Raw genomic sequence first — 13,822 nt, forward strand, 5'->3', positions numbered from 1 at the left:
TTAACTTAGTGCTTTAACAACACCCTCGGCAAAGTTTTGAACCATTTGCTCGACAGTATATAGACTCCGCGATTCCCTGCAACCGTCTTTTAGTCTCTCCACCTGAGACGGCGCGTCGAGCAATTTTTTAATGCAGCTGATATAATCTGTCAAATTATTATCTGTTATCATTCCGTTCATTTCGTCCTTGAGATATTCGAATTCTGGCCCATGGAACTCGTAGCTCGTGGTAATCATTGGTGTTTCTAAAGCAAACGCATCCAGTATAGCAAGACCTATCGCCCCGGGCATTAGGAAGAGATCGGCAATCTTAAAATAGCCGACCTTATCTTTTCCGAACTTCGGTCCTGTGCAGATGAGCCAATCTCTGGTTTCGGCGGCTTTTTTCACCTCGTCCTCTTGTGGACCGCCTCCCACTATGAGAAGTTTGAATTTGTATCCGTCTCTCGCTAAAGAATCTCCGACGGAAATGAGAAAATCTAACCGCTTTTCTTTGTATAGGGCTCCGCAGTATATAAATACAGTTTCACCGGGCATGACGCCTAATGACGACCTCAGGTCGGTTGTTTCCTTATCGGATATTTTCTGGTAAGTTTTTACAAGGCTTTGAGTATCAATAGCATTTGAAACTACTGTGATGTTTTGGGACGGGTATCCAGACGCAATAAGGCGCTCCTTAACTTTAGGTGTATACGCAAACCAATGATCTGTATAGTTGGAATATAGTCTCTTGAATCTATTCAAAAGCGATCCCTCATAATCTTGCATATTAAGCCCGTGGCCCCAGAATGCGAACTTGGCCCCACCAATCAATCGACGAAACAATAGCAAATAATTAATAAGAAGCTTACTAGCCTGTTCAACTATGACCAAGTCAGCCTCTTTAACCTCGCGCATAGCTGGCTGCCATATTAGCTGCGTTTTACCAACCTTAATAAACTTATTTGGCCTGAAAGTGCCTGAGTCGAGATCGCGAGAATCATTTTTGCCTTTCGAATCGATACTGCCATATATCAACTTCATTTCGATACCATGCTTGTTCAGTTCAACACCAAGCAGATTAAAAAACTCAACCCTATATTGGGGCATCGACTTGTAAAGGATAATTACTTTCTTCATTACTTTATAATCATACTTTTTAATATCCGTGCGAAGTCAAACGCAAAATAGATAGGAGGCGCAGGTGTATGGCGTTTTGCCCAGCGCCATCTGATGCGCAGGTTCCTTGGTGATTTTATAGACGTAAAGCTTCTAATGATATAGTTTAATGTGACTTTTTTTTGGCTGCCCAGACCGGTGTGTTCGACTCGACTCTTTACCAGAGAGGCGGGACTTACAAACAGTTCGTAACCAGCACGCTCAGCCCTTAAACTAAAATCCTCGTCCGCAGCATAATGAGGAAAGGAATCAACATCATACAAGCCAATTTTCGAAAACACATCTGTTGGGATCAATGTTCCGCGTCCTGGCAACATATCTGTCTCAATCTCATTATAAAGTTCTTTTAATTTGCCAGAGCTCAACTCTAAAGACACGGCCGAACGATATTTAGCAGACCTTCGATTCCAGCGAGTGCCTGCAAAAACAATCCTATCAGGGTTATCGATGTCTACGCTTACGCTGCCGACAATAGCGTTTTGATGATCCTTCGCGAAATTCATAAGACTGCCGATGTATGTCTCATCCACCGTCAAATCATTATTTAGAGTAAGGACGAATGTTGCATTTTGTTCCAGTGCATATTTTATGCCCACATTAGTCGCTGCGGTCCACCACATTGATTCGTCACCTGTCAATATCGTAACATCAGGATACTTCTCGGTTATATAGGAAGCGGTACCGTCAGTCGACCCATGGTCTACCACAATTGTCCTATAGTTCACATATTTCTGCATCTGAAGGCTATCCAGACATTTTGTTGTAAACTCAAGACGGTTGAATACGGGTATTATGATAAAAACCATTGCGTTTTTTATTTCTATTCGGTTCGATAATCCACTTTAACAAGTAAACGTAAAGCATCATAGACAAGCAGCCGAAAAAAACAGTTGCCTGCCCATTTATAATTAATATGTATAGCGCATAAAGGATACAATGTTGTATGAGATTAAAGATGGAAGTTGGCCTGATTAATCTTACTGAGGTCCGATTAACGAAATAGGCCAGTAGTACCATAAAAGCCGATCCAAATATCCCGTGAGCAAAGTAAAGTTCAGAAATGATGCCCGTACGAATCCCAAAGTCTATATTATAAGCCTTCATCCATACATACGCGCTTCCCATATGCGTTAGGGCTTCTTTATCATAGCCAAGGAAATTAAGTAATCCTGAGTTGAAAAATGCCCCGATATTGCTTTGCCAAAAATCATAGTCTTGTATTGTAGTAGCATTGAATTTTTCGAAAGAATACGCATAGTCTTTGAACTCTACGCCGAACGGAATCTTCTCGATAAAGAGGCCTATCCATTCGTTTACGTTATTGTTTCCTAGCCTGATTGCCAATACACTGACATATACCAATAGGATAACGGAAGATACAATTATAAGAGGTGTATAGGAAGTCTTGGTTCCGGGCTTGGTTATTCTGTTAAGATAGTCGTTCAGCGGCAAATATGCGAGCAGACAAATAAACAGAATAAATCGCTTGCCATCTACCGATGTTATTAATAGAATTACTATCGCTAATGCTAGATTTATGCTCCTGTATTTCTTCAACTTTATATAGCATATCGTCATTAAAAAACCATAGACGCAAATGAACTTATACCCATACAGCGGACCGTAATTATAGTTATACATTTCATCAACGAAACTGGCACCTGATAGAATCGGCAAAAAGCCCACACTCTTGTACAATGTTATTATTAGCAGAAAGGGGAAGATTAGCATTATAACGACAAGAATTCTATTCTTGAGGAAGGAGTAACTGTTAACTGTCAGTCTTTTTGGGACAAAGTCACCACGCCTTTCAAAAAACAACAGTGAAGCATTGAATATAATGATATTCAAGAAATATAATAGAGAAGCACCGCGTATATCTACATCCCATGTTTTATCGTAGAGTATGACGCTATTCATATTCATAATACCCAAAAAGAAGAACACTATCCAGAAGCGTGATATTAAGATGTTGTACTTGTTTCTTTGGTAGTAGGTTATAACGTAGCTAATAGCAGCGAGAAACAGGACATCGTATGGCGCATAAATTATTTTCTGAGCTTTGGGAAACAGGAAATCAAGTACCAAATTGGTAGCTGCGATCAAAATAAACGGAAGTGCTCTCTTTATAGCTCTACTCAACATCCCGCACCTTTCTAATAAACCTAGCAGGATTACCTGCCCAAATTTCGCCTGCCGGAACGTCCTTTACTACCACAGAGCCCGCTCCAACTATTGCCCGGTTACCGATCGTTACTCCTTTTAATATCGTAGTATGAGCACCAATGAAAACATCATCTTCGATCTTAACAGCTCTGGAAACTGTATATTTGACATCTAATTTCCGGTCTCGACGATGCAAAAAGTGCAAGCTATGGAAGTCAGAGTCATATATGACAGTATTTCCACCGATCTTCACATTATCTCCAATTTCAATGGATAAACTACTGAAAAATGCGGTACCACTTATACCTACATTATCTCCGATTTTTATGTTCCCGGTTGAGGTCACGATAAAAAAACATGGCTGTTGTCTACCGATCATGTTGTAATTCTCGCCGTTGTTCATTCTGAACTGGTTCCCTATGGAAATAGTGCCACCGTTTGCTATGTCAATATTCGGAATTCCGTTCGACACCAGGGCGCGACCGAACTGAACTCCGTTTCCCGCAAGTTTGATACGCGTCACGGCTGATTGCACAGTTTTAAAAAGAATTCGCTTAATCTTCCTAAAGGCCTTATATGACAATCGTATTAATTTCATCGCAAAGCTATCTATTCCATAAACCAGTTGCGTTGCCGGATAGAAGCCGGTTACTCTGTATCCATAATATACACATCATAGCAGTTAATACAGCCACGTTAGCCAATACGGCTCCATGCACACCAATCCGATGCGTCAGATAAATAGATAGTGGTACATTGACAGTACAAGCTATGATATACAGATATTTTTGTATTTCCACCTTACCCAAGCCATTTAAGAAATAGCTGTTTAATGCCATACCGGTATAAGCAATTGCATATAAGGCAACAGATATTGTAAGGGCCATATCAATTTCAACATGATCGCCGATCCACAAACGATATATTAAACCTGCACAGAGTGCTAGAGCAGGAATTATGATGAACGCGATAACAAACCAAATCTTCCTCACCTTACGAATGCTTCTCTTCATCCAGTCAAAATCGTTTCTTGTGAATGCTTCGGCAAACGCACTCCAATATGGAGTCATCAGAATAGTGAAGGCCATCATGACAACTGAGAACAACCGATAGGCAATGTTAAAACCTGTCACAGCTTCCGGTCCAATTATACGACTTATAATGATATTATCTGTCTGAAATAACACCACTGCTCCTATCTGAATAACTAGGAAAGATGTTCCAATATTCAGAATTTGCCTGGCATACTGGAACTTCACTAGCCTAATTGCTGGGGATAGATGCCGTAGCTTTCCAGAGAATAACACAACTGATGCAAAGGCGAAAACAAACAAGGGTATGATTGTCAACATCAAGACCATGATCGTCAAATCTCCCGGAACCCACCGCTTGACCATCATAATAGCAAACAATACTCCTAGTTGCCCAAGAAAGGAAACGAGACCTGCTAATGCCGACTTGTGGATCGCGGTAAGTATTGTAACTATGATCTGCAATACAAACTGAACGCTAAAGGAAGCAAAAACTATGAAAAAGATGTGTCGAAAGTCGTCTTTGATGTCAACTGGTATATTTAAAACTTGATTCCAATTAATATATCGATTTGCGACAAGGAATATCAATAATAAGACAGCAGATATTATAGCTAATACCGCATAAGTAGTACTAATATAGGTTCTTGCTTCTTGAACTTGATCGTTGGCAATTGCTGCAGTGAGTTTGTTTCTAAGTCCATTTCCCATGCCTATGTCAAAGAAACTCATCCAGCTTACAAAAGAACTTATTGTCAACCAAATGCCATACTCGGCAGGGCTGACATAGTCGATAAGAAGCGGAACAAGAATCAGCCCCACAAGAATACTCCCGCCCTTTACTCCAAAAGACATGAGGACGTTAACCAGTATGTTTTTGGAACGGTCGTCCTTAGACTGAAGTGCAGTTAAAATCTTGTGCTTTGTAGATGAAATCATGAGCTGTTCCCCCGGCCTAGGGGCGTTTGTGTGATTTATAGTCTTCCGTCCACGAGGCTTCTGTCTATAAACGATTTGGTATCGAAAATGACACCACCATCTTTTCTATGACTGTTGTAGTCGAAAGCCTTGAACTCATCATGGGCTACAGCAAGAATAACCGCTTCATAGGTATTCTCGCCCTTGAGGCTGTTCGTAATCTCGATACCATACTCCTCGTTGACTTGCTCAGGACTAGCCCACGGATCATAAATATGAACCTGTAATCCGAATTGAATCAATTCTTTATATATATCGATTACACGGGTATTTCTGATGTCTGGGCAGTTCTCCTTAAATGTAAAGCCAAGAATTAGTGCCTTTCCGCTCTTTATCGTAAGCCCCTTATCTATCATCAATTTGATGACCTTATTAGCGACAAACATGCCCATATTATCGTTAACCCGTCTTCCCGATAGTATCACCTGAGGATGATAGCCAAGTGATTCTGCCTTATGGGCTAGGTAATAAGGATCTACACCGATACAATGTCCGCCTACAAGCCCCGGTTTATACTTCAAAAAGTTCCATTTTGTGGCTGCTGCCTCGATTACATCCGTCGTATCTATTCCAATCCGATCGAAAATCAATGCGAGTTCGTTAACGAAGGATATGTTCACATCGCGTTGCGCATTCTCGATAGCCTTACTTGCCTCGGCAACCTTAAGACTAGGCGCAAGATGCGTACCGGCAGTGATGATAGAAGCATATAACTCATCTACCTCGACGCCGATAGCGGGAGTAGATCCGGATGTCACTTTTTTGATCTTCGTTAATGTGTTCACTTTGTCTCCCGGATTGATTCGTTCAGGAGAGTAACCACAATAAAAATCTATATTAAATTTCAATCCGCTAACTTTCTCCAAAACCGGAACGCAGGCCTCTTCAGTACACCCGGGATAAACAGTACTCTCGTATATAACGATATCGCCGTGCTTGAGAACCTTGCCTACCGTTTCCGACGCCTTCAAAAGTGGCGTTAAATCTGGCGATTTAAATTCATTTATTGGCGTCGGAACAGTTACAATGAAAATCTGGCAATCTTCAATTGCCTTACCATCAGAGGTAAAGCTAAGGCCATTAACAGATCCTTCCTCAGTAGACAAAGCTTTAAGCAATTCTTCTGAATCGGCCTCTAACGTATGGTCCTGCCCCGCGTTCAGCTCAGAAATTCTGTCGCTGTTTATGTCGAACCCAACGACTTGGTATTTCTTCGCAAATTCGATCGCAAGGGGAAGACCAACATAACCTAGACCAAGGACAGCTATTTTCTTTTTCATTTTAGATTTAAGTTTCGAGATTTTATGTTTCAGATTAGCGTAATCGGAGTCGTCTAAAGAATCCTTTTCGTTGAGTTTCACGTCCATAAGAGCCATAACCATAGCCATAACCATAGCCATAACCATAACCATAGCCTTTACTAGCATCAATGTCGTTAACTAGGATACTCAGGTTTTTCATTTTTTTATCCTGATATAAATTCTCAACGATATTCAATTGATCTTTTAAGGTATAACCTTGTCGCACCAGGTAGAGGCATAAATCAGCATAGGGCGCTAATAGCTGCGCATCAGTCACTATGCCAATGGGCGGCGCATCGACCAGGATGTAATCAAATTCCTGCTTAAGCTCCTCCATAAGCATAGTAGTTCGTTCGTTCAGTATCGTTTCAGCGGGATTAGGCGGAATCGGACCTGAAGAAATGATAAACATATTGGAATGGACTTGCAGTGGTGTGATGATATCTTTGGCCTGCAGATCTCCCTTGATAATGTAATTCGTAAAGCCTTTGACGTTTGCGATACCTAATTTTGCTGAGAGCCCGGGTTTGCGCAAGTCCAATTCCATTAGTAACACACGTTTTCCTGTTAGCGCCAAAATATTGCCCAGGTTGATTGCCGCAAAAGACTTGCCCTCACCGCTCATACTTGATGTGAAAAGTATCACCTTCTCATCCGCATTTTTCAAATAAAAATTTAGGTTAGTGCGCAGCGCACGGAATTGTTCCGCTATGGCTGAGCGGCTACTATTAGCCACAACGAGATTGTGATTTTCTTCATTATGACTGATTTCCCCAATGACCGGCACCTGGGTCGCTGAAGTGATGTCGTCTTTGGTCGTGACTTTATCATTAAGGAAACTGCGCAGGTAAATTATCCCATAGGGAATCAGCAGACCAACCAGCAAGGCGCCAAAATATACCATTGTTTTTTTCGGCGTAAAAGGCTTATATTCTGACTTCGGCGGATCAATCGTCTTACTATTGGCAATATTTGATGTTTTTGAGATAGCGGTCTCTTCGCTCTTCTGCATTAAAAAGATATATAGCTCTTGCTTAATTTGCTGCTGACGGGCAAGGTTCAAATAGCTGCGTTCGACTGCTGGCACCCGGTTTACCTGGCCTTCGGCCTGGTTGAGCTGAGTGTTTATGCGTTGTCTGGCCGTGCGGAGTCCTGATTTCGTGGTGACCAAGTTGCTTAAGATATCCGCACGAAGATTGCTGATTTGCTGGTCGAGGTTTTGAATTACGGGGGCAGTTTCCGTCAAACCAACCAATCGCCGGTCCCGCTCTTGCAAAAGTGAATTATATCTCTCGATTAGCCCGCCAAAAACCATATCCCCCTCGATGATGGCACTTGGCAAGACACGTTTTTTACTCTCATCGCCAAGCGCCTTTTCTAAATCATCCAGAATTGCGAGTTGCGTTTCTACCTTTGCGAGTTCATTGACATACTGGCTAGTATTCTGAACGAGCAGCTTGCCTTGCTCACTCATATCAGCCAGGTTGTTACGTTGCTTAAACCCCTGAATGTTACTCTCAAGCCCACCTAACTCTCCACTAATGAACGCCAGACGATTTTGGATAAACTTAATCGTGCTGTCAGCTACCTCATTTTTATCGTTCAGGTTACCCTCAACATATTTTCGGATCAGCTTATTTAAAATATCTTCGCCTTTCTTTGGGATAGGGTATTCCAAACCTAAACTGATCACAGTGACTTGCTTGTTGGGAACATCAATAGTCAAAGCTTTCATAAGTTTTGACACAGTGTTGTCTACTGAACTCGCCCTTAGCACATATTCGCTGTATGATACCGGAACGTTCGGAACTCGCTTCAGCCGAATGCCTCCAAAGTTCTTGATGTGAAGCTGTTGACCGAATGCCAACGTTGTATCCAGCGCCCCATTCTTTAACCGAATGCCTTTAGGAGAAATCTTGCTAATTTCAAGCTCTATATCTGGTATAGTATCTACCATATTACCAAGTTCAAGCATGAAAGGGGACGGATAAACTTCTACGTCCTTTACCCGGCCTTTCTTATACCATGTAACATTTAACTGTAGGTCTTTGACGGTCTGCTCCATCAAGGAGCGTGTCTTCAATATCTCTGCTTCGTTATCAACGGTGCTCTTTGTACCCAATAAACCGCTTAATTCGCCAAGGCCTGACTCACTTCCTCCTAAAAGCCCAGAAGCTCCCTTTTTTTCATCGTTTACCAACACTTTCGCGGATATCTTAAAAACAGGGGTTTTATATCGAATATAGGCGAAGGCAATAACAAGGCAAACAATACAAGAAAGCAAAAACCAGTACCAATTGCTCAGTATACGATGGACGACAATTTTTACATCTAACGTGGCTTCTTTATCCTGCGACTGAAATGGATTCTCAACAGTATTTTGCATTTTATATTTTCTAAGATGATTAGATGCGCGTAAGCAGTACTAATAATACTGACAAAGCAGAACCAATGATTGCAAAGGTCTGCGACCGTGCCGAATTTAACGATGCCGCCTTTGCTTTATTTGGCTCTACATACAATACATCGTTCTGTCTTAAATAATAATAAGGGCTATTGAACAATGATGACGAGTTCAGGTTCAGGCGGGCGAATTCCTTTTGACCGTTGTTGTCGCGAACCAGCAGCACGTTTTCGCGCTTTCCGTAAATGGTCATATCGCCGGCCAGGCCAAGCGCGTCGAGTACAGAAACTTTTTCATTTGGCACGACATAGGTAGAAGGGCGCAATACCTCGCCAAGCACGGTCACTTTGAAGTTCGCATAACGCACCTGTACATTGGGATCTTTGTAAACAGCCTTGGCTTTTTCCCGGATCACATCAGCCGCGGCGGCCGTAGTCATGCCTTCAAGTTTGATCTTTCCAACGCCAGACAGCTCGATCTCCCCGTTTTTATCAACAAGGAAACCCGATATGGCCTGCTGTTGGCCGGTTGCCGTGAGTTGGGTCGTGATCAGGTTCTGGGTGGCCAGCTGATTCACCGGAACTCCCGTGGTGGGATCGATGGCAAAAACAGAGATCGACAAGATGTCATCTGGCTGTATAGTCGGCTCGGTAAACTTAGCGGTATTGGCCAGTGCCGAACGCTCGGCAGCAGAAATATCCTGGAAATATGGGACGTTTTTTGTTGTCATGCAGCTGCTCATGCCAAGCAGTATCATTAGGAAGAACGACAATTTTAGGGCTTTTACACGGACGTTTTGTCTCAACATGCTGTAGGTCAATAGGCTAAAAAACAATGTGTTTTTGATGATAGGACGCTTTTCTTTCCTGAAACAACGCACGCAGTCAGTCGCTGCAAAAATACGCTTATAATCAATCATTTAATATACCAAGGTGTGGGTATTTTTTTAATGTCATTTTTTCCCTGCCTGTTTGCGCTATTTTCAAACATTTGAATGTTTATAAATCAGGGGTTTATCCTGGTCACTATCCAAACAGTTCCTGGTTCCTGAACGCATAATGCCCGATCAGTTCATGCAACTTGCCACTTCTTACGCCTTCGCTGAGTACCCTGAGGTGTCTTTCGTGGTGCAGGTCTGTGCCGGCCAGGTCGTACAGTTTATTTTCGAGCAGGTATTTGGCCTGATTTTTCGCCTCCGGACCATAATAGCCCAGCACTGAAAGCAGGTTAAGCTGGAACAGGCATCCGATTTCTTTTAGCCGGCTCAGGCGGCTGCGGTCCCGGTAATAGAACACATACCGTTCCGGGTGGGCCAGCACCGGTTTGTACCCGGCTATATGAAGGTCAAAGATGATCTGGTCTATGTTTGGAAATTCTGACAGGTATGACATTTCAACAAGCAGGTAACGCTCATGCAGGCACAACAGGTTATCAGTTACACGGAATGTATCATCGATCATGTACTCAGCAGCTGCCGCTAGCGGCGCATTAAAATGCTGTTTGATCGCGGCCTGCTGCAAGTGACTGAACGCTGTCGATATCGTTTCAGGCGTGTTCGGGTACAGTTCGGTAAACACATGGGGCGTGCAAATAAATTTCGACAAACCCAGGTCGCGCAACTGTTCGAGGTAAATGAGCGCCTCTTCGGTGTTTGCGGTACCATCATCAATGCCGGGAACCAGGTGCGAGTGCATGTCTACACCCAGCCAGGTCAAGTCGGTTACTTTTTCTTTCTTGGAGAAAAAACGGAGCATGAGCGTGCTGTTTTAGAGATTTAATTCAGAGCAGACAAAGATACTCTTTTTATAAGGATTGTAAAGAAACAAGGGGTTTTCCTGGAGTTTTCGCACGCAATTCATCACTTTTTGCAATTTGTTCACAAAAAAAGAACGCAGAAATTAGCTGAATATTGAAAACAGGCTAAGTTTTCGTTAAAGAACACCGCTAAACCTACCCACTTCGGGGTATTTATGTTATTTTTTCGGTACTGACAATTTTATTCCCAGTACAGGCACTGCTCATAAAGCAATTCTTATCACCCACCCTACCGGTTTGCTCGGTGCAGCTTATTTAAGCCCAGCCGCTCCTAGACGCGGAGGCTGCTTCTTTTCTCCGCCGAAAAGAAGCAGAAGGCGGCTGTGTATCGCTTCTTTCATAAAAGCATCCAAAGCCTGAGGGCGGCGGGAAAAGGCCCGGATACCTTTGCACCTGTACATTCCGGGCTGGTTCCCCACCCGGATCATTCGGAACCTCTTTAGAACACGGCAAGACTTTGCATACTTTTCTGCAGCGAGGCGCTTTAATCCTGATTTCGCCCCCCCGACGTCAACAAAAAAGCAACAAAACAAATACACAGCATTTTTTCCCCTGTCTCTTTTGTACCTTTAAGCCTTCATTTTCCCCTTCTTTATGAAATGTCATGCTTTTCTGGCGGCTGCCGCCTCTATACTCCTGTTGTCGCCGCTTTATGCGCAGAAAAAACACCTCGATCTGCCGCAATCGCTGGGCGAAAAGCCCTCCCTTACCAAAAATGTGAACAGCGTGATTGGTTGGGAAAATGCCTCCCGCTACCTGGAATCAGACGTAAGGCTGCGTAAGGTTTACTCAGTGGATATCAGCAGCGGCGAAAAAAAGGAATATATTGCCCCGCCAAGCAGCGATGTGGAAGTGTTCGTTCGCGATAAAGATGTATTCCTGCAAAAGGGACAGCAGGCCGAGCGGCGGCTAACGAATAATCCCGCGGAAGAAAAAAACCCCACCCTCTCCCCGGACGGACGGTATGTTGCCTTTACGCGCGATAACGACCTGTACGCTGTTGACCTGCAATCGGGCAAGGAAATCCGCTACACCCAGGACGGGACCGATGTTATCTATAATGGTTACGCATCATGGGTTTACTTTGAAGAAATTTTGGGCCGCGCCACCCGCTATAAGGCCTTCTGGTGGTCGCCCGATAGCAAACACCTGGCCTTTATGCGTTTCGACGACACCAAGGTACCCATGTTCCCGATCTACAATTCGACCGGACAGCATGGCTTTACCGAAAAAACACGCTATCCGAAAGCCGGCGATCCCAACCCGGGTGTTCGCGTCGGCTTTGTGCAGGCTGCAGGCGCACCTGTGGTCTGGGCAGACTTCCGCGAAGAAGACGACCAGTATTTTGGTACACCCTACTGGAGTTTTGACGGCAGCAGCATGATGGTACAATGGATGAACCGCGGACAGGATAACCTCAAATTTTTTTCCGTCGATCCGAAAACCGGCAAAAAGAAAGAGATCTATGATGAGAAGCAGCCATCCTGGGTCGACCTCGACTTTGATGGCCGCATTACGTACCTGGAAGATAAAAAACACTTTATCTTAAAAAGCGACCGCAGCGGCTGGGCTCATTTTTACCTCTACACCCTTGAGGGTAAGCTGGTTACTCCCCTTACTTCAGGAAAATGGCAGGTGAAAGACCTCGTCCATGTAGACGAAGCGCGGCGCCTGGTGTACTTTACCGCCAGGAAGGAGCGCTCGGTAAACACCGATTTTTACAGCGTGGGATACGACGGCCGCAACCTGAAACGTCTGAGTTTTGGCGATTATACCCACCGTATTGCCATGGCTCCAGACGGCAAACACTTTGTGACCACCTACTCAAACGTTTCTACCCCTGCAAAGGTGGCGTTGCTCGATGCAGAGGGCACCGTGGTCAAAGAAATTGCAGACAGCAAAGCCGATGATTTTGAAAGTTACGCCTTTGGAAGGACGGAAATGATCAGCATCCCGTCAGGTGACGGGTACGACTTACCTGGAACGGTAACCTGGCCAACTGATTTCGACAGCACACGCCGCTATCCGGTAGTTTTCAGCATGTACGGCGGGCCGAATGCGGGCAGCGTAAGCAACACCTGGAAAGGCACGGCGAGCCAGCTTTGGGCAAACGAGGGGGTGGTGCAGATCACGGTAGACCACCGGGCTTCGGGCCAGTTTGGCAAGGCAGGCGTGGCGCTGATGCACCGCAGCCTGGGCAAATGGGAGATGCAGGACTACATGACCGCCGGACGCTGGATCAAAGCCCAGCCCTGGGCAGACCCCGGCAAACTGCTGATCACCGGGCATAGCTACGGGGGTTATATGACCTGCATGGCGCTCACTTATGGTGCCGACGTTTTTGATTTCGGCTATGCCGGCGCACCGGTTACCAGCTGGGAACTTTACGACAGCCATTATACGGAACGGTTTATGGATACGCCTCAGGAAAACCCTGAGGGTTATAAAAATGCCTCTGTACTGACCTGGGTTAACCGTTACAAAGGACTGCTACGCATTATGCATGGCGATATGGACGACAACGTACACATGCAAAACACAATCCAGCTCGTCGACAAACTGCAGAACGAAGGTAAACACTTTGAACTGATGATCTACCCGGGCGGACGTCATGGCTGGGGCGGTGTAAAAACCCTTCACGACCGCCTGGAACGCTACCGCTTTTATTATGAACACCTGCTCGGCAAACCGGTTCCTTCAGCTTTGCTGAAAGCGCCGGCCCGCAAACCTTAGAGCAGGCGCGCCGTCTTGGGACAAGCGGCTGGAAGTCGCAATCAAGAAGCGGTTTCGGAATGACGAGGAGTTAGACGCTCTGGTTTTTTATTCTTGCCGTTTATTCCTGGTTCATACTTCGACTAGCTCAGTATGACAATACAGCGGAGGGGCTTTGCGCCAGGGTCCTGGTTTCTGATTCCTGATTCCCTTTGGGTCCTGGTTCTTGGTTTTTGATTCCTGATTCCCCTTTCGGT

General features: G+C 44.5%; 9 protein-coding genes. 1 reads left to right on the top strand and 8 read right to left on the bottom strand.

The features are described from left to right. From C7T94_RS01145 to C7T94_RS01185, 8 genes are all read right to left on the bottom strand, one after another. Positions 1-1,119, bottom strand: a complete 1,119-nt coding sequence (locus C7T94_RS01145) for a glycosyltransferase family 4 protein (protein WP_107212845.1) — start codon at positions 1,117-1,119, stop codon at positions 1-3. Beyond that, entirely contained in the window at positions 1,119-1,964 is an 846-nt protein-coding gene (locus tag C7T94_RS01150) for a glycosyltransferase family 2 protein (RefSeq protein ID WP_107212847.1), read from the bottom strand. The genes C7T94_RS01145 and C7T94_RS01150 overlap by 1 nt, the downstream gene beginning before the upstream one ends. A gap of 1,328 nt (positions 1,965-3,292) precedes the next feature. After that, the gene (locus C7T94_RS01160) at positions 3,293-3,922 is read right to left on the bottom strand and encodes an acyltransferase (protein ID WP_107212851.1); all 630 of its coding nucleotides are present in this window, start codon (positions 3,920-3,922) and stop codon (positions 3,293-3,295) included. Positions 3,923-3,929: 7 nt separating this feature from the next. Further along, a complete protein-coding gene (locus tag C7T94_RS01165; RefSeq protein ID WP_162618509.1) occupies positions 3,930-5,210 on the bottom strand; it encodes a lipopolysaccharide biosynthesis protein in 1,281 nt (426 codons plus the stop codon). A 119-nt stretch (positions 5,211-5,329) separates the two neighbouring features. After that, a complete protein-coding gene (locus C7T94_RS01170) occupies positions 5,330-6,613 on the bottom strand; it encodes a nucleotide sugar dehydrogenase (RefSeq protein ID WP_107214611.1) in 1,284 nt (427 codons plus the stop codon). 34 nt (positions 6,614-6,647) lie between these two features. Continuing rightward, the gene (locus C7T94_RS01175; protein ID WP_107212855.1) at positions 6,648-9,020 is read right to left on the bottom strand and encodes a GumC family protein; all 2,373 of its coding nucleotides are present in this window, start codon (positions 9,018-9,020) and stop codon (positions 6,648-6,650) included. A 19-nt stretch (positions 9,021-9,039) separates the two neighbouring features. Further along, positions 9,040-9,768, bottom strand: a complete 729-nt coding sequence (locus C7T94_RS01180) for a polysaccharide biosynthesis/export family protein (RefSeq protein WP_239494898.1) — start codon at positions 9,766-9,768, stop codon at positions 9,040-9,042. A gap of 295 nt (positions 9,769-10,063) precedes the next feature. Then, the gene (locus C7T94_RS01185) at positions 10,064-10,792 is read right to left on the bottom strand and encodes a tyrosine-protein phosphatase (protein WP_107212860.1); all 729 of its coding nucleotides are present in this window, start codon (positions 10,790-10,792) and stop codon (positions 10,064-10,066) included. 655 nt (positions 10,793-11,447) lie between these two features. On the opposite strand from C7T94_RS01185, the gene C7T94_RS01190 reads away from it, so the two are divergent. After that, entirely contained in the window at positions 11,448-13,586 is a 2,139-nt protein-coding gene (locus C7T94_RS01190) for a S9 family peptidase (protein WP_107212862.1), read from the top strand. Positions 13,587-13,822: the final 236 nt, after the last annotated feature.

The organism is Pedobacter yulinensis (assembly GCF_003029735.1).
In the GTDB taxonomy this organism is placed as follows: Bacteria; Bacteroidota; Bacteroidia; order Sphingobacteriales; family Sphingobacteriaceae; genus Pedobacter; species Pedobacter yulinensis.